This is a genomic window from Zoogloea sp. (assembly GCF_041914405.1).
In the GTDB taxonomy this organism is placed as follows: domain Bacteria; phylum Pseudomonadota; class Gammaproteobacteria; order Burkholderiales; family Rhodocyclaceae; genus Zoogloea.
The window spans coordinates 1-23,055 of record NZ_JAYSDK010000022.1; the positions used below are offsets into that span (position 1 = coordinate 1).

The window sequence follows — 23,055 nt, forward strand, 5'->3', positions numbered from 1 at the left end:
CATCACCAAGGGCCGCTGGAACACGCTGCTGACCGCGCTGCAGCAGTTCAAGGATGACTACGACAAGAACCAGCCCTTGTGGCGCGTGCTGCCCGAGTTCATCGCCAAGCATCCGCGCTACGAGCGCATCGGACTGCACGACCTCTGCCAGCAGATCCACGACATCTACAAGCAGAACGATGTGGCTCGCCTGACCACCGAGATGTACCTGTCGGACATGGTCCCGGCAATGAAGCCGGCCGACGCCTTCGCCAAGATGGCGCACCGGGAAATCGAGCGGGTGCCCATCGACGAGCTGGAAGGCCGCGTCACCAGCGTGCTGCTGACCCCGTACCCGCCGGGCATTCCGCTGCTGATCCCGGGCGAGCGCTTCAACAAGACCGTGGTCCAGTACCTGCGCTTCGCGCGGGAGTTCAACGACCGCTTCCCGGGCTTCGAGACCGACGTCCATGGTCTCGTGAAGGAAGAGCGCGACGGGCGTATCCACTACTACGTGGATTGCGTGCGCGGCTGAGCTTTGCCCCGGCCAGAATGAAAAACGCCGCGATGTGAATCGCGGCGTTTTTTGTTGTCGTCGGAGCAGGGAAGGAAGCGTGGCGTGGATTAGGTGTGGGGCTCGGCTAACTCTGGGGCTGAGTTAACTGTGGGGGGCGAATTCATTCGCCCACCGCCGGCTGACCAAGCTCCGCGGGCGAATGAATTCGCCCCTACTATTCGCCACTGCTCCGACATGATCTAACCCTCACCTCGCCGCTCAGGTGCCGCAGCGTTCGTAGGTGACGAAAGCGAAGGGCAAGCCTGATTCGGCTACGTGGGGCTGGCGGGAAGCCTCCCGCCAGATGCCGCGATCGAGGTTCGGGAAGAAGGCGTCGCCAGCGTAGTCCCGGTCGATTTCGGTCAGGATCAGGCGGTCGGCCAGCGGCAGGGCCTGGCCATAGAGCTCAGCGCCACCAATCACGAAGGCGATCTCCGCGTCGCCGGCAGCCGCCAGCGCAGCCTCCAGCCCGGTCACGACCGTGCCGCCTGGGGCCTGGAAGTCCGGGTTACGGCTGACCACGATGTTTAGCCGGCCGGGCAGCGGGCGGAAGGCGTCTGGGAGGGACTCCCAGGTCTTGCGGCCCATGATGACCGGCTTGCCGCGGGTCGTTTCGCGGAAGAACTTCATGTCCTCCGGCAGGTGCCAAGGCAAGCGGTTTTCGATGCCGATGACGCCGCCGCGGGCACAGGCGGCGATCAACGCGAGCAGCGGGCGCGCCATCTCAGACCGCCACCGGCGCGGAGATGTGCGGATGCGGGTCGTAGCCCTCCAGCGTGAAGTCCTCGATCTTGAAGTCGAAGATGCTCTTCACGTCCGGGTTGATGCGCATCGTCGGCAGGGTGCGCGGCTCGCGGGACAACTGCAGCTGGGTCTGTTCCAGGTGATTCACGTAGAGATGGCAGTCACCGCCGGTCCATACGAAATCGCCGAGCTCGTAGCCGCACACCTGGGCCACCATCATCGTCAGTAGCGCGTAGCTGGCGATGTTGAAGGGCACGCCGAGGAAGATGTCGGCGCTGCGTTGGTACAGTTGGCAGGACAGCTTGCCGCCAGCGACGTAGAACTGGAATAGGGCGTGGCACGGCGGCAGGGCCATGCGGTCCACCTCCGCCGGGTTCCAGGCCGACACGATGTGGCGGCGGGAGTCCGGGTTCTTCTTGAGCGCCTCGATGAGCTGGGCGATCTGGTCGATGCTGCGCCCATCGGGGGTTTCCCAGCGCCGCCACTGCTTGCCGTACACCGGGCCGAGTTCGCCGTTTTCATCGGCCCATTCGTCCCAGATGGAAACCTTGTTGTCCTTCAGGTACTGGATGTTGGTGTCGCCGCGCAGGAACCACAGCAGCTCGTGAATGATCGAGCGGGTGTGCAGCTTTTTGGTGGTGAGCAGCGGGAAGCCTTCGGCGAGATCGAAACGCATTTGCCAGCCGAAGACGGAGAGGGTGCCGGTGCCGGTGCGGTCGTCCTTGCGGTGGCCGCGTTCCGCCACGTGGCGCATGAGTTCGAGGTACTGTCGCATGGGACGCCAAAAGCTTGAATTTTAACCGATACCTTCGGGGGGCGGGGATGCGGATTTCCACGATCCGGGGTCCGCGGGGTCGGCAAGCCGCCAGGCCCTTTGTGCTACCATCGCCGCGCGTTGCGAACATATTTTTCGGCAGGGCCGTAACGGGGAGATGGCGATCGTCATGGTACTGGGTTCTGTTGCCGGAAGTGTGCATCCGCTCCTTGAAGCCGAGTCCCTGAACGAGGTACTCGGAGGGATTGCCGCCAGTGCGGCGCCGGCGGCGCTGGTTGAGCTCATCCGCTGGCTGGATTCCTTCCATTACGAGGCGCAGCTATCGCCGGCTGAGCTGGCGCGTCTCGTCGTCTTGCTCGATGAGGCGGCCCAGCCCCATCTGCGTCAGGCGGCCAGTCTTTACCTTTCCAATGTCCTGGGTTCCCGCAGCATCCGCTACAAGGTGCTGGGCCAGGATTTCTATGCCAGCTTGGGGCGGGCCTATGCCTTGGTGCTGGCAAGCCGGCCGGAGGGCATTGAGCCCGACGCTCAGTTGGCGTTGCTGTTGCGTTCCGTCCGTTGCGCCAATGGAGAGATGAAGTGGGCCGCTTTCGATTACCAGGACCTGCCGGCTGAGAGCTGGCGCCGTGCCGGCGAGGCCTATCGGGAGGCCTGTGAGCTGGAGCGGTTGGATAGTCCGGTGCTGGTCCGCGAAGGGCGGGAGACGCGTTCCACTGTACGGCGGGAGTTCGTCCGCCTGGTGGCCATGAAGAGCGCCAGCCTCGACCAGTTGGCGCCGGAGCGCATCGAGGCGATCGACAAGCTGGTGTGTCATCTGCAGCATGTGCTGGAACTGCGTCAGCAGCCTGGCAAGGGACAGCCCTTTGCGGTGGACCTGGAAACCCTGGCGCCTCCGCGGCGCTACGCGGTGCAGCCGGCGGAACCGTCGGTGGCGATGCGCTATTTCGATCCTGCCAACGCCATGCCGGCGTTGAGCGAGCTGGGGCGTGATGCGGGAGGCGTGGGCAGCCGCTTCGATGGCATGAATAGTTCGACAGTCGCGGGGGCCGTCCGTCACCTGCTCCGTCACTGGGGGGCACAGCCACCGACGCGGCGCTTCCGGCGTCATCCGGTTGGCGGTGCTTTGTCCCTGGCCACGGGCCTGGGCTTCATCCGGTCCCTTATCTCCGGTGACGCCTTGCTGCGGCCGGCGGCCGCGTGGACCTTGCGTGATGCCAGTCGTAACGGTTTCGGCGTGCAGGGGGCGATGATGGATCCCGAGGTCTGCCGGGTCGGCAACCTGGTCGCCGCGCATCTGGGGGAGAACGGGCGCTGGGTGCTCGGCCTTGTCCGCCGGGTGCGAATCGATGGCAAGGGCAGGGCGGCCGTGGGGGTTCAGCGCCTTGCCGATGATCCACGGCCGGTGATTCTGGATGACGGGGGGCGGAGCTGGAACGGAATCCTGTGTGATCCGCCGATCCGCGGCCGGGCGGTGCGAATTGTCTGCGAGCCGGGTGCCGCGAGCGGTGGGGCGATCTTCCTCAAGGTTGGTGATCGCACGCTCAAGATGCAGGGTGGCCCCGTCCTGTCCGCAGGCCTGGGCTATCAGGTTATGGGCGGCCAGCTGCTCTGAACATGCCGGTGCTCCGCCAGGCGGGGCACCGGATGCTGTGGCAGGTGCTCAGACTGCGGCCAGGGCCTGGTCCAGATCAGCCAGGATGTCGTCGATGTGCTCGATGCCGATAGACAGGCGCACCATGTCTTCGGACACGCCGGCCTTCACCATCTCTTCCGGCGACAGCTGGCGGTGGGTGGTGGACGCCGGGTGGCAGGCCAGGCTCTTGCTGTCGCCGATATTCACCAGGCGGGTGACCAGCTTGAGGGCATCCTGGAAGCGTCCGCCGGCGGCTTTGCCGTCACCGTCCGCGCTCTTCACGCCGAAGTTGAGGATGCCGGAGGCACGCCCGCCCATGTATTTGTGGACCAGCCCGTTGTGGGGGTGCTCCGGCAGGCCGGCGTAATTGACCCATGCCACCTTGGCGTGACCCTTCAGGAACTCGGCGACCTTCTGGGTGTTTTCGCAGATGCGGTCCATGCGCAGGGCGAGGGTCTCGATGCCCTGCAGGATCAGGAAGGCGTTGAAGGGGCTGATCGCGGCGCCCATGTTGCGCAGCGGTACGACGCGGGCGCGGCCGATGTAGGCGGCCGGGCCGAGCGCTTCCGTATACACCACGCCGTGGTAGGAGACGTCCGGTTCGTTGAGGCGGCGGAAGCGTTCCTTGTGCTCCGCCCACGGGAACTTGCCGCTGTCGACGATGATGCCGCCGATGGAATTGCCGTGGCCGCCCAGGTACTTGGTGAGGGAGTGCACCACGATGTCGGCACCGTGTTCGATCGGGCGGCACAGGTAGGGGGAGGGCACAGTGTTGTCGACGATCAGCGGAATGCCATGAGCGTGGGCGATGGCGGCCAGCGGCTCGAAATCGGTGATGTTGCCCAGCGGATTGCCGACCGATTCACAGTAGATCGCCTTGGTGCGCTCATCGATCAGCGGTGCGAAGGAGTCCGGATCCCGGTAGTCGGCGAAGCGGACATTGATGCCAATCTGCGGCAGCGTGTGGGCGAACAGGTTGTAGGTGCCGCCGTACAGGGTAGAGGCCGACACGATGTTGTCGCCGGCTTCGGCAATGGTCTGGATCGCGTAGCTGATGGCGGCCATGCCGGAGGCCAGGGCCAGGCCGGCAATGCCGCCTTCCATCGCCGCCACCCGCGCTTCGAGCACCGCCTGCGTGGGGTTCATGATCCGGGTGTAGATATTGCCGGCCACCTTCAGGTCGAACAGATCGGCGCCGTGCTGGGTGTCGTCGAAGGCATAGGAGGTTGTCTGGTAGATCGGCACGGCCACCGCCTTGGTGGTCGGGTCCGGGCTGTAGCCGCCGTGGACGGCAAGGGTTTCCAGTTTCATCGAGTTTTTCTCCGTATTTTTTGAAGGCGCACTGCATCAGGCCGCCGAATGATACGCCGTTTATCCACACCGGGTTTTCCCGGTGGCCATTGCGGGAATTGCCACCTCGCCGACGTCCCGGTGTTGATGGATAATGTCGGCCGCATCGCCTTGTCCGGCGCGGTTTTGCTGGCGCCGGAGCATGCCAAATAAGAATAGTTGGAGGAGGAGAGTTACATGGAGATCAAGAAACGCCACGCCACCTGGCTCGAACTGGCTGCCGCGCGGCTGTCTCTGCTGGGACAGGGGCGGATTCGTCTGCACGCGCTGACCGGTGGTGGCTGCCACAGTTGCCTGGGCATCACGCTGAACGGGCGCTGGCTGTGCGCCAACGATGGACGGCTGACGATTTTCGATTGCCGCGAGGCGGCCCGGCGCTTTCTCGAGTTGCTGCGCATCGACAAGGTTGAAGACGGCGATACGGCAGCGCTGCCGAGTGGTTCCGACGTGCAGTGCATGCGTCTGGGCACGCGTGGGCTGCGCGTCTGCAATGGGCGTGGCACTCCGGCGCGTACCACCTTTGATGCACCCCGTTGCATGGTGCCCCAGGCCTGCTAGCCGAGGGCTTCGTCGAGGATCGCCTTGAGCTGCGGGTCGAAGGCAACCAGCACGATTTCTTCGAATGATGGGTTGCGTTCGGCCGCGGCCCGGCATTCCGTCACCGCGATGCGGGCGGCCTCCTGCAACGGAAAGCCGTAGGCGCCACAACTGATCGCCGGTAGGGCCAGGGTCCGCAGGGCATGTTCCGTGGCCAGCTGCAGGCTGTTGCGGTAGCAGGAGGCCAAAGCCGCAGCTTCGCCATGCTGGCCCCCGTGCCATACCGGGCCGACGGTATGGATTACGTGGCGGGCGGGAAGCCGGAATCCTGGTGTGATGCGCGCTTCGCCGGTCGGGCAGCCGCCGAGTCCGGCGCAATAGGCCCTCAGTTCGGGGCCGGCGGCCCGGTGGATGGCTCCATCCACACCGCCACCACCAAGCAAGGACGAATTGGCCGCATTCACGATGGCATCGACCGCCAACGTGGTGATGTCGCCCTGCCAGGTTCTGATCGTCGTGCCCATCTTTGTCTCTCCTTGCCCGTGCTTTCGGCGCGCTGCCGCTTGAATCCCCGCATCTTGCCGCGGCGCCCACGGCTTGCCAATTCATTCTGTTCGCGCAAGAATAATACGGTATTACGCAATCAGGGGGCCGAGTGGCCAAGCCAAAGGTGATTACCGTCCTGTCCCAGAAGGGAGGGGCGGGCAAGTCGACGCTCACGATGCAACTGGCCGGCGGGCTCGCGCATAGCGGGCGCAAGGTCGCCATCGTCGATCTGGATCCTCAGGAAACCGCTCTGCGCTGGGCCCAGGCCGCGCCAGAGGGTTTTCCGGCGTCGGTATCGAGGCTGGATGGAGCGCCTGCCGGGCTGCATGCCTTCATCAAGCAGGGGTGCCGTGGTGCGGACATCGTGCTGCTCGACTGTCCGCCGTCCATCGAGCACGCCGCCACCCTCGCGGCATTGCAGGAGGCCGATGTGGCGCTGGTGCCGGTGGTGCCTAGCCCGGCGGACCTGTGGTCCACCAAGGGCGTGGAACGTCTGATCCTGCAGGTGCAGGCCAGCCGCAAGGGGTTGAAGGCGGCGCTGGTCCCCAATCGGGTGCTGCGTACCAACCTGGCGTGGGATGTCCTCGAGGTGATGCGGGAGTTCACCCTCCCGGTGCTGGGGGCGGCCCTGTCCCAACGCAATGCCTTTGCCCAGAGTGCGGTGATTGGCGGCACGGTCTATCAGCTTGGTCGCGCTGGCCTGGAGGCCGCGCGCGAGGTAGACAAACTGGTTGCGGAAGTCTTGAAACTCACTGGAGAAAAGTCATGAACAGCAAGGTCAAGTCTGCGCTGCGTTCCACGCTGCAGCAGGAAACCAAATCCCTCGAAACCCGTCTTCCCGAAGCCGCCGTGCCCGTAAAGGTCGAGGCCGTTGCTGCGGAGCCGGCGCCGGTCGCCCCCGTTCCCGCCCCCGCAGTGGAGAGCGCGCCCGCAGTCGTGGCGCCTGCCGCCGTGGTCGCCCCTACGGCACCGGCCGTATCGGCTCCTGCTCCGGCTGCCGCCGCCAAGCCCGCTGCGACGCCGGCGAGGGTGGTCAAGCCCGCACGGGCGAAGCCGGCACCGGCTGCCAAGGTGGTGAAGGCGCCTGCCGCCAAGCTCAAGGTCGAGGACAAGGCCGTTGCGGTTCAGGCCCTTGAGCCGGCTCCCGTCCCCGCCAAGAAGCCCAAGGTGGTGAAGGCCGACAAGCCAGCCAAGGTGGAGAAGGTCGAGAAGCTGGAGAAAACCGAGAAGGTGGCGAAGCCGGTCAAGGCGCCGAAGGCTGAAAAGCCGGCCAAGGTCGACAAGCCGGCCAAGGCCAGCCGCGAGAAGGTGGTGCGCGATTCCTTCTCGATGCCGAAGAGCGAGCACGCCCAACTCAAGACGCTGCGTGAAACTTTGGCCAAGGCCGGCCGGATCTGCACCAAGTCCGAACTGCTGCGTGCCGGCGTGCAACTGTTGCTGAAGGAATCCCCGGCCAGCACTCGCGCGCTGGTGGAGCGCCTGTCGGTGGTGCCGAAGGGCAAGAGCGCCAAGTAAAGAGGTGCGCTAGCCCCGGCCGAGGCCGGCGGCTAGCGCCGCACAGGCAGTAGGGGCGAGGCTTACACGGAGCAGGCCGCGAAGGCCGTTGCCGACGAAGAGGGCTTCTGCCTGGTTTAGATCGTCCAAGGTCAGCGTGACTTCCCGTGCCTGCCCTTCGCGCAGCAGGCGGCGGCGCAGGACGCCGTTGAGCAAGCCTGCATCCTGCGGCGGCGTTAGTAGTTCCCCGTTTTTCTGCACGAACAGATTGCTGCGGGCGCCTTCCGTCAGTTCTGCCCGTTCGTTGAGAAACAGGGCGTCGAAGTGTCCCTCGCCCATGACCCGGGTGAGTTCCTGATCGTAGAGCTTCCTGGCCGTTGTCTTGTGGCGCAGCAGCGGGTCGTCGCTGCGGACCCGATAAGGCGACAGCACTACCGTCGGGGCATTGCTCGGTGCCCCGGTGCTGAGTGGCGCCGTTTCGACGCGGAAGTCGCCCTGTTGGCCCAGGGTGATGCGGACCCGCAGCGGCGTATCGCCATCGATTGAGGCCAGCGCGTCGCGGAAGGTGTCGCCCTTGAAGGGGAAGCCGAACCAGCGGGCGGAATCGGACAGGCGTTCCAGGTGTTCAGCCAGGAAGGGAAAGGCCTGCTCTTCTGTCGGCGCATAACGCAGGGTTTCGATCAGCCGCAGGGGGGTGGGCAGGGCGGTGAGGAAGCGTGCCTTGAGATGGCATTCTGCCCATTCCCCGGCCGGGCTGGAGTCGTAGACAACCCCGCTCCCCACATTGAGCCGCGCGTGGCCGTCTGCGTCGGTGAGCAGTGTGCGGATCGGTACGCTGAAGCGGAAATCACCGCCGGGCCGGATGAAGCCCAGCGCCCCGCAATACACGCCGCGGGGGGTCGCCTCCAGTTCGTGGATGATCTCCATCGCGCGGATTTTGGGCGCACCGGTGATCGATCCACAGGGGAACAGCGCCCGGAAGATCTCCGCCAGCCCGGCGGAAACCGGCTCGGCGACGACACGGGAGATCATCTGCCAGACCGTCGGGTAGGGCTCGACGTGGAACAACTCGTCTACCCGCACGCCGCCGGGGGGGGCCAGCCGGCCCATGTCGTTGCGGATCAGGTCCACGATCATCACGTTCTCGGCGCGGTCCTTCTCGGACGTGCTGAGGGTGGCCGGGTCGGCGTGGCGTGGTGCGGTGCCCTTCATCGGCAGGCTGCTGAGGGTCTTGCCGCGGCGTTCCAGGAACAGCTCTGGCGAGCGCGACAGGATGCTGCCGCCGGCGTGGCGGATGAAGGCGCCGTAGCGGACCGGCTGGGCCGCGCGCAGGGCCTGATACAGGGCCGCCGGCGCACCATAGGCCTGGCCGCTGAAGGGGAAGGTGTAGTTGACCTGGTAGCAGTCGCCGTCGGCGATGTAGCGGCGGATGCGTTCGATGTGTTCGAGGTAGGCGGCCTCGCCGATGTCCGCCTGCAGCGCACCGACGCCGCAGGGGGCGTCGCCGGCCTGGTTCGCTAGCCAGGCTTCACTGGCGACGGCATCCAGCCACTCGCCGCGCTCGAAAATCCAGGCCTGGAGTAGCGGGCCGTGTCCGCTCTGTAGCAAGGGACGCAGGCGGGGCTCGATGGCGTAGCCGAGCTCGTAGGCGGCGGCCACGGCGACCCAAGCGCCTTGGCGGGCGGCTTCATCGAGGCGTTGCAGGCACGCCTGCCAGCCGTCTGCGTCATGGCAGACGACTTCCTCTATCAGACCGGTGAGCAGCCAAGCGCCGCCATCGGCGTCGAGCTTGTTGTCGAAAAAGGCGAAGGGGGGAGGCGGGGATTCGATGGGCACGGGCCGAGTTTACTGCGCCGCGGCACGGCATGCAGAAGCGTGAAGGACTACTCCCTGCCCCTGCTGGCGCAGGTGGCAGGGGGGCGGAGGGCTGTTACAGCAGTGGGCTGGCGTGCTCGCCGCGCTCATACACCACATGGGCGCGGCCGACCAGCAGCGGATCCAGCGAGCCGATGTGCTCCAGATCCTTGTTGGCGTAAGGCAACTTGTGGAGCACATAGCGCATGGCGTTGAGGCGTGCGCGCTTCTTGCAGTCCGACTTGATCACCGTCCATGGGGCGTCGGCGGTGTCGGTGTGGAAGAACATGGCTTCCTTGGCCTTGGTGTAGTCGTCCCACTTGTCGAGGGATGCGAGGTCCACCGGGCTGAGCTTCCATTGCTTGAGCGGGTGCGTTTCGCGTTCCTTGAAGCGGCGGCGTTGCTCCTTTTGGCTCACCGAGAACCAGAACTTGATCAGGTGCACGCCGCTGCGCACCAGGTGGCGCTCGAACTCCGGCGTCTGGCGCATGAACTCGAGGTATTCGTCAGGGCTGCAGAACCCCATCACGCGCTCGACGCCAGCACGGTTGTACCAGGAGCGGTCAAACAGCGCGATCTCACCAGCGGTGGGCAGGTGCTGCACGTAGCGCTGGAAATACCATTGGCCGCGCTCGGTTTCGCTGGGTTTTTCCAGCGCGACGACGCGGGCACCCCGTGGGTTGAGGTGTTCCATGAAGCGCTTGATGGTGCCGCCCTTGCCAGCCGCGTCGCGCCCCTCGAAGAGGATCACCACGCGTTGGCCGGTTTCCTTGACCCAGGCCTGCAGCTTGAGCAGTTCGACCTGCAGGCGGTACTTCTGCTTCTCGTACGCCTTGCGCGACATCAGGTTCTTGTACGGATAGCCACCTTCGCGCCAGCCATCGGCGAGTTCTTCGTCCGGGTGGGAGGGCAGCTTCTTGTAGACGGCTTCGTCTTCGGCGAGCAGCGCGTTGCGCAGTATCGCCGCATCGTCGGGTGACGCGCCGGCCATGATGGCCTGCAGGGTTTCGGCGATGCTGTGGGCGTCGTGTCTGGCCAGGGTGGCGACGATGTCGCTCACCGCGCTGGCTTTGGCGTCCTGGGCGGCCTCGACGGCCTCGTCCACGACGAAGCGCTCAATGCCGGCGGGCGTGTGGCGCGGCGCGGTGTCGCCGCTGGAGACTCGTCGGGCGTTCTTGGCGGTGGTGCCGGATGCCTTGTTGTTCTGGTCAGTCATGGCGGTATCTTCTTTGAGCGGGGAGGAGCGACGTGGCAAGGGCGGGTCAGCCCGCGAGGCGGGCGCAGCGTTCCGCGTAAGCCTTGCAGCGTTCTATGAACTCGGTGGTGCTCTTGGGCATGGGCGTCCTTGCCCGGGTGATGTAGCTCACCAGGTCGCGCCCCTGCTGGAGCAGCAGGCGTCCGTCGGCGACGACGTGCTGCTTTTCGACATTGGCGGGCATCGCATCTTCATTGAAGTGACGGCACAGGCGTTCGGCCGCGGTGACGAAGCTGGTCCAGATGTCGAAGATGTCCGGGTCGGTGCGCAGGGTCTCGGTTTTGACCTGGGCGGCACGGGCAAAGGCGCGAATGTGGGGCTGGATGCCCAGGAAACAGGGGAGGGTGTCGAAAGTCTCGACCATCGCGTCGGCAATCCGGTCGATGTCCCGCAGGGTCATGCCGATCTTGACGTAGCGGCTCTCGTAGAAATCCTCCAGCGGAATCGAAAAGGCCTTGAAGGGCTCGCCCCACAATTCGTCGATGCCTTCCTCGCCGGAACGGTGCAGCACGAGGCGGCCGAGGCCGAGGGCTTCCTGCAGGCAGCGCCCGCATTCGCGCATCAGCGCGTTGTCCGACTGGATCTCGATGCCAACGCTCTGCAGTTCGACCAGCTTGGTGAAGATGTCCGCCGCCCGGTTGAACAGGGCGCCGGCCAGCATGGCGCCCTTGACCCGCCGGCGGTCTTCGTTGGCCTCATCCTCATAGCTCTTGCGGGCTTCGTTCAGGCGGCTGCCCGGGATGTTGAGCCCGTGCTCGACGTGATTGAACAGGCGGCGGGTGAGGGCGCCGATCAGCTTGCGCTTGGCCTGCAGGGTATCCTCGGGTACCTGGTAAATCTTGACCCAGTAGCCGGAGTAGAAGACCCGTTCACGTCCGTCGATGATCTGCTTGGTGCCTTCGGGAACGTTGCTGTTCATGGTCCGTTTTTGGCAATGGTTTTGAAGCAGCCTGAAAACTGCGAAAGGTGAAATTCTGCACTAGAAAGTCGTGTCGGATGTAACCCCTCTGCAATTTCCCGTCAGCTGGGTCACGCTTTCAGACCAAACCGTCCAGAATCTGGACAGTCACGTCATCACCGGCAGCCACGTCGCCCTGCCCAGGGCCAAGGACGATGAAGCAGTTGGCTTCGGTCATCGAGCGCAGGATGCCCGAGCCCTGGGCACCAGTGGTGCGCACCTTCCATTCGCCATCCTCCGCGTAAAGCTGGCCGCGCAGGAATTCGGTGCGGCCGCGGCCCTTGCGGATAGATACCGTGCACATGGCGCGGAGTTCGGGCGGTTCGCCCGGCGCCTCGACGCCGGCCAGGCGCAGCAGGGCCGGACGGGCGAACTGGTAGAAGGTGACCATCACGGCGACCGGATTGCCGGGCAGGCCGAACAGCCAGGCCCCGTCTCCATCAGCGCCGATGCGACCGAAGGCCATTGGCCGGCCGGGCTTCATGGCGATCTTCCAGAACAGCACCTCGCCGAGCTTGTCCATCATGCTGCGGGTGAAGTCGGCCTCGCCGACCGACACGCCGCCGCTGGTGATGACCACGTCGGCGATCGAGGCGGCTTCGCGGAAGCTGCCTTCCAGGGCTAGCGGGTCGTCGCGCACCACGCCCAGGTCGATGACCTCGACGCCGAGGCGGGTGAGCATGCCGAACAGGGTGTAGCGGTTGCTGTCGAAGATCTCGCCCTCGTGGGCAATGGTGCCGAGCGGCACGACTTCGTCGCCGGTGGAGAAGATCGCCACCCGCAGGCGGCGCCGGACGCTGATTTCGCTGATGCCGAGGGAGGCAATCAGGCCCAGCTCGGCAGGGCGCAGCAGCTTGCCTGCGGGCAGGGCAGGGCTGCCTGCCTGCAGGTCCTCGCCGGCCCGGCGCACGTTCTGGCCCGCGCGCTGGCCCGCTGGAATCGTGACCTGGTCGTCGAGGGGGGTGACGACTTCCTGCATGACCACGGTGTCCACGCCCGCCGGCAGCGGGGCGCCGGTCATGATGCGGACGGCTTCTCCCTGGCCGACGGCTCGCGGGAAGGGGCGCCCGGCATAGGCGCTGCCAATGACCTGCAGCGTCGTCGGGCCGTCGCCGTGCAGGTCGGCACAGCGCAGCCCGTAGCCATCCATCGCGGAGTTGTCGTGGGCCGGCACGTCGATCGGCGAGATGACCGCTTCGGCGAGGACGCGGCCGAGGGCTTCCCGCAGCGGCAGGTGTTCGACGCCCTCGATCGGCGCCACCGCGTCGAGGATCAATTGGCGGCCCACGGCGACCGGCAAGGCGTTCGGGTCGTAGGCGTCGTGGCAGGTGAATTGCTGGCTCAGGGACGTCACTGCGGGATATCTCCAGGATGGTGGGCGCGGAGCTCGTCCGTCGTGTTGATGTTGGTGAAGGCCTCGGCCTCGTCGTCGAAGCTACAAACTACCCAGCGCAGGCGCTGCAGCCAGCTTTCCATGCGGCGCCCGCCTGCGCGCAGGAAGGCCTGCAGGTCGGCCAGCACGTCGCTGCGCATCAGCGCGAAGACAGGATGCAACTGTTCGCCGGTGCGGGCAACGGCCACGCTGGCCTCGCCGGCGGCCAGCGCGTCGGCCAGACGCGGCACCAGGTCGGCGGGCAGGAAGGGGGAGTCGCACGGAGCGCAGGCCAGATAGGGCGTCCTGCATGCGGCCAACCCGGCCTCCAGGCCGGCCAGTGGGCCGGCGAAGTCGTCGCGCAGGTCAGCGATGACGGCGGCGCCCAGGCTGGCGTAGGTGTCGCCATTGCGGTTGGCGTTGATGAGGACGGAACCCACCTGCGGGGTCAGGCGGGCCAGCACGTGAGCGGCCAGCGGGCGTCCGTCGAGCGGCACGAGCCCCTTGTCGACACCGCCCATGCGGCGCCCCAGTCCACCGGCGAGGATCAGGCCGCTGATGTCGTCCCTGCTGGGCACTTCCATCTCAGCCCCCGATGTAGGACATCTCGATTTTGCGCAGGGCGGCTGTTTCGGCCGTGCGGATCTCCGAGTAGCGGTCGCCGCGGCCCTGCCAGACCTGGCCGATGGCGGCCGACAACTCGGCATCGCTGTGGCCGCTGCGCAGCAGCGTGCGCAGGTCATGGCCGCTCTGGGCGAACAGGCAGGTGTACAGGCGCCCTTCGGTGGACAGCCGGGCCCGCGTACAGGTGGAACAGAAGGCCTGGGTGACCGACGAGATGACGCCGATCTCGCCGCCGCCGTCCTGGTAGCGCCAGCGCTCCGCCACTTCGCCGGTGTAGTTGGGATCGACCGGCTCCAGCGGGAATTCGGCATGGATGCGGCGGACGACTTCGGCCGACGGCACCACGTCGTCCATCCGCCAGCCGTTGGAACTGCCCACGTCCATGAATTCGATGAAACGCAGGATGTGGCCGCTACCGCGGAAATGGCGGGCCAGCGGCAGGATCTCATGGTCGTTGAGGCCGCGTTTGACGACCATGTTGATCTTGATCGGCCCGAGCCCGGCGGCGGTGGCGGCGTCGATGCCCTTTAGCACGTCGGCGACCGGCACGTCCATGTCGTTCATCGCCCGGAACACGGTGTCGTCGAGGGAGTCCAGGCTCACCGTGACGCGCTTCAGGCCCGCGGCCTTGAGGGCGGCTGCCTTCTTGGGGAGCAGAACGCCATTGGTGGTGAGGGTGACCTCGATGCCCGGAATGGCGGCCAGTTGAGCAATAAGCTGCTCCAGATTGCGGCGTAGCAGCGGCTCGCCGCCGGTCAGGCGGATCTTGCTGACGCCGTGGGCGGCGAAGAGCCGGGCCACGCGGGTGATCTCCTCGAAGGACAGCAGGGATTCCCGCGGCAGGAAAGCATAGTCCTTGTCGAAGACCGCCTTCGGCATGCAATACACGCAGCGGAAGTTGCAGCGGTCGGTGACCGAGATGCGCAGATCCCGCAACGGGCGGCCACGGCTGTCGAGCAGGCGCCCGGTAGGGGCGGTGAGCTCCCGCGGGATCTTCGGCAATTGCCGGAGCAGGCGCTCGTCGGCGAGGGGAATCACTCTCTGGTTCATCTCTGTGCAGGACGGATGCGGGCAGGCGCCGTTATACGGCGCCCATGGGCCATTGCGCCTTGTTCTGGGGTAAGACGTGGGGCGCCTTCCTGCAAAAATTATGGGGCGCAGGGCGGTGAAGGACAACCCGGCCGACAGGAGGGATAACCCGTAGGCGACTCCACGGCTGGAGACGCCCGCGGGTTTCAAAGGACTATTTGCTGAACGGCAGGACGACGGCCCTGCCTTGGTCGGTGGTGATGCCGACGACGGTGAGGCGGGACTTGTCGCCGTTGAGGGTGGCGATGCCGTCAAAGGTGGTGAGGGTGCTGCCGGGACAGCTCTCCACGAAGTGGGCCGTATAGGCACTTGCTGTCGTTTGTGCCGTCAGCGTGCCGGTGTAGGTGCAACCCGTGGTGGATACGCCGGCGATCGCCCCGCTGCCTGCGCCAACCGACCAGCTCAAGGTCTGGGTGCCGCCGCCGGCACTACCTTTCCAGGTACCGACAACGTCGGCCTGGATGGCGGGCGTGGCCAGCGCGTCCTGTTGGGTGACTGCCAGCGCCGTGGCGCCGAGTCCGCTGAAGCTGAGTGTCTTGGGCGTGGTGCTCAGGCTGGCTTGTATGCCACCGCTGACGGTAACCGGCGACGTGTTTCCGGCAAGCGCATAGATCTTCCCGCTGACCGTGGCCTGGTTGTCGATCGCCAGGATGTCCAGTTGCGACAGGTCCTGGGCCAGCACCCAGGCCGTCGCGGTATTGCCGGCGCCGGGCAGGATGATCGCCGTGAAGGCGGTCGTGGCGCCGGTCGTGCTCCAGCGGCCCTGCAGTGCGCTGGTGTCCAGCGTGCTCGGTGTGGGGGTCGGTGTGGGGGTTGGGGTCGGAGTGGGGGCCGCACTGGTGCCACCGCCACCACCGCCTCCACAGGCAGCAAGCAGGACCGAGGTGCCGACGGCGAGAACAGTTGGAAGCAGGAGGCTGGAGCGGAAATGTGTCGTTTTCATGGGCAGAAACCGGTGAGTCTTGAATGTTCGGGCTGGCGGTTCAGAACCAGAAGCTGCCAGCCGGCAGATCGGCATGAACGCCAACAATGGAGAGCTGCATGTAGGCCGCGGCGCCCGGATCGGTGATGACGCCATCGGCCTTGCCGTCCGCGTCGAACTCGCCGCCGTCCTTGATCTGGAAGTCCAGGCGCAGCTTGCCGCCTTCGCTGACGATCTTGCCGCCGTAGGCCTCGCTCGCCAGGTTGACCCAGGTGCCGGCGGTGTTCTTTTTCCAGTAGCCATTCACCCCGAGGGTGGGATCCACGTACAGGCTGAAGCTCTCCGTCGTGTTTGCCGCAGCGACGTTGGCGCTGAAACTGATTAGGCCCAGCGGCATCGTGATGGCACTCGGCAGATCGGTCGGTGCATCGAGCTGCTTGACGTTGTTGAGGGTGGTGGCGCTCGCCGCCGGATTGCTGGTGTCGACCTTGCCATCCTGACTGCTCGCCACGAGGGTCACATAGACCGGTTTGGCCGTTCCCGGCTTGGAAACGGCAGTGGGCGTGTTCAGGAAGGCCACCGAAGTGACCTGGGACTGGGTGCTGTCCTTGATCCCGTCCCCGTTGCCATCGCCAGCGACCGGCGTGTTGTTGCCGCTCGAAGTGGGCAGGCCAGGTGCGGCGTCTTCGATGGTCGGGGATACGCCGTCGTTGTCCTGCTCGACCGGGGGCTGCGGGGGGGGCTCCGTCGGCGTCGGGGGAGCCGCGGGCGGGGCAAGGCGCGTCAATACCACGTCGTTGCCGGTGCCGCCGACATAGCTGATCTGGAAGGACGCGCTACCAACCGTCAGCGTACCGCCCTCGGCCAAACCGCTGAAGGTCCCGACGACCGCCGAACTGCCCTGGTTGTCGATGAGGGTCAGGTGGTCGCCGACGGTGGGTACATAGCCGGATTTGAGCGTGAAGCTCAGCGTACTGCCGGTCAGCGTTACGGCGCCATTCTGCACCACGATCTGGTCATAGCTCGAGGCGCCGGCTGCGTTCATTTCCAGCGTGCCGCCCACCACGAGATTGGCGCCGCTGTCGATTGTGAAGTGGCCGACACCGTCGTTGGTGCCCGTGACGCCAAGGGTCAGCTTGCCGCCGGAGGCAATCGTCAGCGTGTCGTTCAGCCAGTCGGAGCCGGCGAGGCTGGCGCCGCTGCTAACCGTGATTTGGCCGTTGTAGCCCGTCAGCGTGCTGTTGGCATCCCCCTGCAGGGCCAGGGTGCCCGCCGTGACGGTGGTCGCACCCGCATCGGCGACGATACCGCTGTGGGCGAGCGTGATGGAGCCGCTGCCCGCCTTGGTCAGCCCGCCACCGTTCGTAATGGCCCCGGACAGCGTGACGTTGTCCGAGGTCTGGACGGTGGCACTGTTCAATAGCTGGATGGGATTGTCGATGGTGGTGGAGCCGGAAATGCTGAAGGCGCCGTTGTTGAGCTGGATGCTGCCACTGCTCAGGGCGTCATCGCTGGCTACCGACAGGGTGCCCTGGCGGACTTCGATGTCGCCGGACCACGCAGCCTCGTTGCCGGTGTTGGATAGAACCACGGTTCCGGCTTGGGTCAGGTAGAGCTTTTGCGCGCCAGAAATCTGACCAGAAAGCGTTGCGGTACGGCCATTAGCGACATCGAGCGTGGCATAACCCGAGCCGGAAAGATCGAGCGCATTGTCGACTGCCGTGGTGTCGGTGATGTCCAACTCACTGCCTGCAGCGAGTGATACCGCGCCCGTCCCCAGATTGGCGTCAGCCGCAATCGACAGCGTGCCACTCGAGACGCTCGTGGTGCCGGTGTAGGTGTTGGAGCCTGACAGGGTAAAGGTCCCGGCCCCAGTCTTGGTGACTCCGCCGGAGCCGCTGATTACGCCGGAGAAGGTCGTGGAGGCGTCGCCGCCCCCGGTGGTCAGTGTGTTGGCGCCCAGCGCGACGGTGCCGGCCCCGGCCAGGGAGCCGACGGTCTCGTTGCCGCCGAGGGTCAGGGTGGCGCCCGAGGCCACGCTGACGGCACTGGCGTCGGCGATGACGTTGGCGGCGCCCGTGGTCACGCCGCCTGCCGACACCGTCGTGGCGCCGGTGTACGTGTTGGCTCCGGACAGGGTGAGAGTGCCCGAGCCAGTCTTGGTGAGTCCTCCGGAGCCGCTGATGACCCCCGAGAAACTCGTGGATGTGTTGTCCGCCCCGGCGGTCAGGGTTTTGGCGCCAAGCGCGACGGCCCCGGCACCGGCCAGGGAGCCGACGGTCTCGTTACCACCGAGGGTCAGGGTGGTCCCTGAAGCCACGCTGACGGCACTGGTGTCGGCGATCACATCGGCAGCGCCCGTGGTCAGACTGCCGGCCGACACCGTTGTGGCGCCGGTATAGGTATTGGGCCCGGACAGGGTGAAGGTGCCGGAGCCGGTCTTGGTCAGTCCGCCGGAGCCGCTGATCACGCCGGAGAAGGTCGTGGAGGCGTTGCCGCCCCCGGTGGTCAGGGTGTTGGTGCCCAGCGCCACGGTGCCGGCGCCGGCCAGGGAGCCGACGGTATCGTCGCCACCGAGGCTCAGGGTGGCGCCCGAGGCCACGCTGACGGCGCTGGCATCCGCAATCACGTTGGCGGCGCCGGTGCTCAGGTTGCCGGCTGATACCGTCGTTGCACCGGTGTAGGTGTTGCTGCCCGACAGGGTCAGCGTGCCAGTACCGGTCTTGGTCAACGCCTTGGATGTACCGGAAATGCTTCCCGAGAGTTCTGCGGCTACAGCGCCGCCAACGTCAATTGAGGCATTCCCCGCCAGTGTGATGGCGTTGTCGATGGTGTTGGAGCCGGTGATGGCCAGCGTGGCGTTGCTACCGAGCGAGAGGGCGCCTGCGCCAAAATTGCCATCCGTGGCGACGGAGACCTTGGTGTCGTTGGCGATCGTCGTGCTACCCGTGTAGGTATTGGTGCCGGCAAGGACGATCGCGTTGCTGTTGGTCGGGTCGTCATTCTGCAGGGTGAGGGATCGGGCTCCGCCGCTCTCCGAGATGTTGCCGGAGAAGGTAATGACGGCCCCTGGGGCCATCAGGTAACTGGCAGTGTCTGTATGCAGTCCGGAGTCGTCGGCGAGCACGATATTGTTGACGATGCTTCTGGTGCTGCCGCTGGCCCAGATAAACGTGCCCGTATTCAGCGTGATAGTGCCGTCGCCAAAGCCTGATGTACCGAATGCCTCCAACACGCCAGAGCTTGCGACAATATCCCCGTGGAAATTGTTGGCGTTCCAGAAATTCAGCACATTGCCTATTGCGGTCAAAGTGCCTGAACCGGTTAGCGCACCGCGCAAAGCCAATTGACTGTCAGCCGCCATCGAGGCTGTATCGATGGTCCCGCCAGCGCTGTCGATCACGACCTCATTTAGGAGGTTGTCGTAATACACGCTGTCAACGAGCACGCTTCCCGTGCCGGTCAGTTTCAGCGTGCCTCCGGCCAGCGTGACCTGGCCGCCTCCGCCGATGGCGGTGTGGTTGGCGATACTGAGCGTGCCAGCTGAAACCGTGGTGGCGCCACTGTATGTATTGCTACCCGACAGCGTCAGCGTGCCCGAACCTGTCTTGCTCAAGCCACCGCTTCCACCGATGGCGCCCGAAAAGGTGGTGCTGGTGTTGGCGCCGCCTGTTGTGAGCGTGTTTGTCCCGAGCGTCACTGCGCCCGCACCGGCCAGCGAGCCCACGGTTTCGTCGTTAGAGAGCGTTAGCGTGGCGCCAGACGCAACCGTCACCGCGCTGGTGTCGGCGATGGCAGCTCCGCCGCTGGCTGTCAGGGTGCCGGCATTGATCGTGGTTGTGCCGCTATAGGTGTTGCTGCCGGACAGGGTGAACGTGCCCGAGCCGGTCTTGGCGAGTCCACCGGTGCCACTGATGACGCCGGAGAAATCGGTGGAGGTGTTGCCTGCCCCCGTTGTCAGGGTCTTGGCGCCCAGCTCCACGTTGCCCGCGCCGGCCAGCGAGCCGACGGTGTCGTTTCCACCGAGGGTCAGGGTGGCGCCCGAAGCCACGCTGACGGCACTGGCGTCGGCGATCACATTGGCGGCGCCCGTGCTCAGGCCGCCGGCCGACACCGTTGTGGCTCCAGTGTAGGTGTTGGCCCCGGACAGAATGAGGGTGCCTGCACCTGTTTTTGTCAGTCCGCCTGTGCCAGCCAGGACGCTGCTGATCGTGCTTGTCTTACCCACTTGGTTGGTGACGGTGAGCACGGTCCCGCTGCCAAGCGTGATCTGGCTGCCGGCCAGCGTCGTACCGCTGGTTACCGCATCGGTATTGACCGTCAGGCTTTCACTGATCGATACATTGCCAGCCAGCGTCGTGCCTGCACTGGCAAAGGCGCTACCCAGTACCAGCGTCTGGCTGCCGGTGTTGTCAGCCGCAGCAATTGCCACCGCCTCGCTGAAGCTGACGCCATTGCTGACGTCGATGGTGGCCGTGTCGGTGGTGTTGGTGACGTAGATGGTGTCGCTGTTCACCGTGACGTCGGCGGTGGTTGAACCTGTGCCGTCACTGAGCGTGAAGCGCAGGTTCGCATCACCCGCAGGGGTGTCATTGCGGTAGAGGATGCTCTGGGCAACAGCATTGACAAGCGCCGTTGTGGCCGCCGTACCCGAGCTGGTGAAGTTGACGGTGAGTACACCCGCGCCATTCGAGAAGGTGGCGAAGGTGAGGCCACCTGCTTGCAGGTTGCTGCCGCTGACCGTGAATGGGGCCCCGGAAGTATTGAAGTCGAAGACGTCAGCGGAGACGGCCGTGCCAGTGTGCTGCACCGTCAGGCTGGCGCCCGCCCAGTCGCCGTTGCCTGTATTGAGTGCGGAAAGCTCGGCATCATTCAAGGACGCATTGGTACCCGCATCGAGTACAACCGTATTGCCAACGCCGGCCCACGTGACGCTGTCGGCGTTCAGGTTGGAGATGATGGGTGGGTTGTTGTAATTCGAGACGGTGATGCCGTTGGTGCTGTCGGCGATGACCACGGCGGCATCAGCGCCTGCGACCCAGTCTTCGGCGGCCGCCAGGTTGTAGGTGGTGCCGCCGCTGGAACTGGTGCCGTTCTTGTTGAGGACCTGGTTGAGGGCGGCCTTGTCGGTGGCCGACAGCGTCAGCGTGAAGCTGGTGCCGCTGGTGATCTCGACGTTGCTGGAGTCGGTCAGTGTGTAGGTGCTGCCGCCTTCGCCGGTGAAGGTGAACTTGTTGGCGACGATGTCGTTGGTGGCGCCGGAGAGCTTCAGGAAGCCGGTTCCGGTGACGACCAGCGCCCCCGTGCTGGCATCGTAGGTGGCACTGGTGATGGTCGGTGCGGCAACGTTGCTGACGGTGATGCCGTTGCCGGTGGTGTCGGCGACGACCACGGCGGCATCGGCGCCGGCGGCCCAGTCCTCGGCGGCAGCGAGGTTGTAGGTGGTACCGCTGCTGGAACTGGTGCCGTTCTTGTTGATGATCTGGTTGATGGCAGCCTTGTCGGTGGCAGACAGCGTCAGCGTGAAGCTGGTGCCGCTGGTGATCTCGACGTTGCTGGAGTCAGTCAGCGTGTAGGTGCTGCCGCCTTCGCCGGTGAAGGTGAACTTGTTGGCGACGATGTCGTTGGTGGCGCCAGACTTCGACAGGAAACCGGTGCCAGTGACGACCAGCGTCCCTGTGTTAGCGTTGTAGGTGGCACTGGTGATGGCAGGGACGGCCACGTTGGAGACTGTGACCGCAGCCGTGACCACCGAGGTATCGGTATTGTTGATGACACTATTCCAGTCATCTGCAGCTGCCAGGTTGTAACTCGTGCCGCCGGTGGAACTGGTGCCGTTCTTGTTGAAGAATTGCTCGACGGCCGCCCGGTCTGTCGCATTCAGGGTGACGGAGAAACCCGTGGCGGAGGTGACCTCGACATCGGAACTGGTCAATGCGTAGGTGCTGCCGCCCTCGCCAGTGAGCGTCAGCTTGGAGACGGTGATGTCGTTTGTTGCGCCAACCGTTCTGACAAGGTTGTTGCCGGTGACAGTTAGCACGTGGGTGCTGCTGTCGTAAGTGGCCGAAGTGATGGTCGGCGAGGTGACGTTGCTGACGGTTATTCCATTGCCGGTCGTGTCGGCCGGGGCGCTCTGGGTGGCGTCCCAGCTTGTTGCGCCGGCGAGGTTGAAGGTCGTTCCGCCAACGGAAGAGGTACCGTTCTTGTTCAACAAGCCATTCACTGCCAGCTTGTCAGCTGCGTTCAATGTGACCGAGAAACTCGTTGAACTGCTCGCGGTTACGTTGCTGGAGGTGAGTGTGTAGGTATTGCCGCCTTGGCCGGTGAGGGTGAGTTTGCTGACGTCGATGGTGTCACCGGTGGTCATGCTGGAGCCGGTGACAACGAGCGTGCCGGTGCTGGCATCGTAGGTGGCGCTCGTAAGGGTGGGGGCGACAGCGATACTTACCGTGTGGACTGCGCCGGTGAATCCACTGGTGATCGCATTTGGGGTTGTGGCTGTGTCCTTGATTCCGGTACCGCTCGACTTCAGGTCGACTCGAATTGAACCCGTGCCTGAGATTGAGTTGACCGTCACCGAGTAAGAACTGCCAGAAGGGGGACTAATGCTAGAGATCGTTCCAGTGGCAGTTCCTGACACGGTTACGAGCGTGAAGTCCGACGTATCCACTCCCGTGACGTTTTCCGAGAACACGACGGAGAAGGTCGCGGATGTCGCGCTGGCTGAATCCGAGGAGCTGATGGATGTTACGGTTGGGGGGGTGGTGTCTGATGCAGGGGGGGTGCAGATGGCGCCATTCGTCGTATGCCATTGCCCGCTGTAGAAATCCGAGCACCCCAAACACTCATCAATCCCCTCCATTCCCTGCACCGTAAACGGCAGCACCGTCTCGATGTCACCAACGGCGTATTCCAAGTCCCAGTCGCCGCCCAGGCTCAGCGGGCCGGTGCGGTCGGTGGAGGCGGCGATGTCGGCGCCGTTCAGTGCGCTGGAGAGTGCATTGACGAAGGCGTGCCCGCTGTCGCCGGCGGCGACGGAGCAGCCGTAAATCAGCAGGTCGCTGTCAGGCGTCAGGTGGCTGGCGATGGCGGCCAGTGCGTCAGATTGGGCGGCCAGGTTGTTGCTGGTCAGTTGCAGGTCGCCCAGGCTGAGGCGGCCGGTGCCGCCGTGGCTGACGAGGTGTACCGCGTCGAGGGTGCCGTAGCTCGACAGGGCGTCGGTGATCGACTCCAGGCCGTTGCCGCCGGCCGGCAGCAGGATGACCGGGATGTTCGGGTTGATGCCGGCGGTCAGGGTTTTCCAGTCGCTGACGCTGGCGTCGACGATGACGACTTCGCGGATCGGTGAGGTGCTCTCGGTCATGGGG

At 65.4% G+C, this 23,055-nt stretch carries 16 protein-coding genes and 1 pseudogene; 5 read left to right on the forward strand and 12 right to left on the reverse strand.

The annotated features are described in order from the left end of the window. A pseudogene (locus ACE3RX_RS13920) lies at positions 1 to 514 on the forward strand (lysine decarboxylase); the annotation flags it as partial. A gap of 240 nt (positions 515 to 754) precedes the next feature. Here ACE3RX_RS13920 and ACE3RX_RS13925 read toward each other — a convergent pair. Next, entirely contained in the window at positions 755 to 1,258 is a 504-nt protein-coding gene (locus ACE3RX_RS13925; protein ID WP_374484749.1) for a dihydrofolate reductase, read from the reverse strand. 1 nt (position 1,259) lies between these two features. Then, the gene (locus ACE3RX_RS13930; protein WP_374484752.1) at positions 1,260 to 2,054 is read right to left on the reverse strand and encodes a thymidylate synthase; all 795 of its coding nucleotides are present in this window, start codon (positions 2,052 to 2,054) and stop codon (positions 1,260 to 1,262) included. A 157-nt stretch (positions 2,055 to 2,211) separates the two neighbouring features. Here ACE3RX_RS13930 and ACE3RX_RS13935 point away from each other — a divergent pair, with 157 nt between their 5' ends. Beyond that, positions 2,212 to 3,666, forward strand: coding sequence for a hypothetical protein (locus tag ACE3RX_RS13935; protein WP_374484754.1), 1,455 nt, complete (start codon positions 2,212 to 2,214; stop codon positions 3,664 to 3,666). Between the two features lie 48 nt (positions 3,667 to 3,714). Here the strand turns inward: ACE3RX_RS13935 and ACE3RX_RS13940 are convergent, their stop codons facing one another. Continuing rightward, positions 3,715 to 4,998: an O-acetylhomoserine aminocarboxypropyltransferase/cysteine synthase family protein gene (locus tag ACE3RX_RS13940; protein WP_374484756.1), complete on the reverse strand. Its 1,284-nt coding sequence runs from the start codon at positions 4,996 to 4,998 to the stop codon at positions 3,715 to 3,717. Positions 4,999 to 5,214: 216 nt separating this feature from the next. Here ACE3RX_RS13940 and ACE3RX_RS13945 point away from each other — a divergent pair, with 216 nt between their 5' ends. Then, on the forward strand, positions 5,215 to 5,595 hold the full coding sequence (locus tag ACE3RX_RS13945) for a hypothetical protein (protein ID WP_374484759.1): 381 nt from the start codon (positions 5,215 to 5,217) through the stop codon (positions 5,593 to 5,595). Here ACE3RX_RS13945 and ACE3RX_RS13950 read toward each other — a convergent pair. After that, the gene (locus ACE3RX_RS13950; RefSeq protein ID WP_374484763.1) at positions 5,592 to 6,098 is read right to left on the reverse strand and encodes an O-acetyl-ADP-ribose deacetylase; all 507 of its coding nucleotides are present in this window, start codon (positions 6,096 to 6,098) and stop codon (positions 5,592 to 5,594) included. The two genes, ACE3RX_RS13945 and ACE3RX_RS13950, sit on opposite strands and share 4 nt — an antisense overlap. A gap of 131 nt (positions 6,099 to 6,229) precedes the next feature. Here ACE3RX_RS13950 and parA point away from each other — a divergent pair, with 131 nt between their 5' ends. Continuing rightward, the gene (parA, locus tag ACE3RX_RS13955; protein ID WP_374484766.1) at positions 6,230 to 6,889 is read left to right on the forward strand and encodes a ParA family partition ATPase; all 660 of its coding nucleotides are present in this window, start codon (positions 6,230 to 6,232) and stop codon (positions 6,887 to 6,889) included. After that, positions 6,886 to 7,635, forward strand: coding sequence for a hypothetical protein (locus ACE3RX_RS13960; RefSeq protein ID WP_374484768.1), 750 nt, complete (start codon positions 6,886 to 6,888; stop codon positions 7,633 to 7,635). The genes parA and ACE3RX_RS13960 overlap by 4 nt, the downstream gene beginning before the upstream one ends. Positions 7,636 to 7,644: 9 nt before the next feature. On the opposite strand, the gene pabB is transcribed toward ACE3RX_RS13960, so the two are convergent. From pabB to ACE3RX_RS14000, 8 genes are all read right to left on the reverse strand, one after another. After that, on the reverse strand, positions 7,645 to 9,450 hold the full coding sequence (pabB, locus tag ACE3RX_RS13965) for an aminodeoxychorismate synthase component I (RefSeq protein ID WP_374484771.1): 1,806 nt from the start codon (positions 9,448 to 9,450) through the stop codon (positions 7,645 to 7,647). Between the two features lie 94 nt (positions 9,451 to 9,544). After that, positions 9,545 to 10,684 carry a polyphosphate kinase 2 gene (ppk2, locus tag ACE3RX_RS13970; protein WP_374484773.1) on the reverse strand — a complete coding sequence of 380 codons (1,140 nt, stop codon included), beginning with the start codon at positions 10,682 to 10,684 and terminating at the stop codon, positions 9,545 to 9,547. Positions 10,685 to 10,730: 46 nt separating this feature from the next. Further along, positions 10,731 to 11,642 carry a hypothetical protein gene (locus ACE3RX_RS13975; protein WP_374484775.1) on the reverse strand — a complete coding sequence of 304 codons (912 nt, stop codon included), beginning with the start codon at positions 11,640 to 11,642 and terminating at the stop codon, positions 10,731 to 10,733. 118 nt (positions 11,643 to 11,760) lie between these two features. Further along, on the reverse strand, positions 11,761 to 13,026 hold the full coding sequence (gene glp, locus ACE3RX_RS13980) for a gephyrin-like molybdotransferase Glp (RefSeq protein ID WP_374484977.1): 1,266 nt from the start codon (positions 13,024 to 13,026) through the stop codon (positions 11,761 to 11,763). Between the two features lie 5 nt (positions 13,027 to 13,031). Continuing rightward, positions 13,032 to 13,637 (reverse strand): molybdenum cofactor guanylyltransferase MobA, encoded by a 606-nt coding sequence (gene mobA / locus ACE3RX_RS13985; RefSeq protein ID WP_374484777.1) that lies wholly within the window; start codon positions 13,635 to 13,637, stop codon positions 13,032 to 13,034. A gap of 1 nt (position 13,638) precedes the next feature. Continuing rightward, positions 13,639 to 14,727, reverse strand: a complete 1,089-nt coding sequence (moaA, locus tag ACE3RX_RS13990) for a GTP 3',8-cyclase MoaA (RefSeq protein WP_374484780.1) — start codon at positions 14,725 to 14,727, stop codon at positions 13,639 to 13,641. A 193-nt stretch (positions 14,728 to 14,920) separates the two neighbouring features. Continuing rightward, the gene (locus ACE3RX_RS13995) at positions 14,921 to 15,709 is read right to left on the reverse strand and encodes a hypothetical protein (RefSeq protein WP_374484782.1); all 789 of its coding nucleotides are present in this window, start codon (positions 15,707 to 15,709) and stop codon (positions 14,921 to 14,923) included. 40 nt (positions 15,710 to 15,749) lie between these two features. Continuing rightward, positions 15,750 to 23,051 (reverse strand): autotransporter-associated beta strand repeat-containing protein, encoded by a 7,302-nt coding sequence (locus ACE3RX_RS14000; protein WP_374484784.1) that lies wholly within the window; start codon positions 23,049 to 23,051, stop codon positions 15,750 to 15,752. Positions 23,052 to 23,055 lie beyond the last annotated feature (4 nt).

What these genes read in the sequence shown, in the direction of transcription:
- ACE3RX_RS13925 (WP_374484749.1), bottom strand. Translation starts at nt 1,258, where the DNA reads ATGGCGCGCCCGCTGCTCGCGTTGATCGCCGCCTGTGCCCGCGGCGGC.
- ACE3RX_RS13930 (WP_374484752.1), bottom strand. Translation starts at nt 2,054, where the DNA reads ATGCGACAGTACCTCGAACTCATGCGCCACGTGGCGGAACGCGGCCAC.
- ACE3RX_RS13935 (WP_374484754.1), top strand. Translation starts at nt 2,212, where the DNA reads ATGGCGATCGTCATGGTACTGGGTTCTGTTGCCGGAAGTGTGCATCCG.
- ACE3RX_RS13940 (WP_374484756.1), bottom strand. Translation starts at nt 4,998, where the DNA reads ATGAAACTGGAAACCCTTGCCGTCCACGGCGGCTACAGCCCGGACCCG.
- ACE3RX_RS13945 (WP_374484759.1), top strand. Translation starts at nt 5,215, where the DNA reads ATGGAGATCAAGAAACGCCACGCCACCTGGCTCGAACTGGCTGCCGCG.
- ACE3RX_RS13950 (WP_374484763.1), bottom strand. Translation starts at nt 6,098, where the DNA reads ATGGGCACGACGATCAGAACCTGGCAGGGCGACATCACCACGTTGGCG.
- ACE3RX_RS13960 (WP_374484768.1), top strand. Translation starts at nt 6,886, where the DNA reads ATGAACAGCAAGGTCAAGTCTGCGCTGCGTTCCACGCTGCAGCAGGAA.
- ppk2 (WP_374484773.1), bottom strand. Translation starts at nt 10,684, where the DNA reads ATGACTGACCAGAACAACAAGGCATCCGGCACCACCGCCAAGAACGCC.
- ACE3RX_RS13975 (WP_374484775.1), bottom strand. Translation starts at nt 11,642, where the DNA reads ATGAACAGCAACGTTCCCGAAGGCACCAAGCAGATCATCGACGGACGT.
- mobA (WP_374484777.1), bottom strand. Translation starts at nt 13,637, where the DNA reads ATGGAAGTGCCCAGCAGGGACGACATCAGCGGCCTGATCCTCGCCGGT.
- moaA (WP_374484780.1), bottom strand. Translation starts at nt 14,727, where the DNA reads ATGAACCAGAGAGTGATTCCCCTCGCCGACGAGCGCCTGCTCCGGCAA.
- ACE3RX_RS13995 (WP_374484782.1), bottom strand. Translation starts at nt 15,709, where the DNA reads ATGAAAACGACACATTTCCGCTCCAGCCTCCTGCTTCCAACTGTTCTC.
- ACE3RX_RS14000 (WP_374484784.1), bottom strand. Translation starts at nt 23,051, where the DNA reads ATGACCGAGAGCACCTCACCGATCCGCGAAGTCGTCATCGTCGACGCC.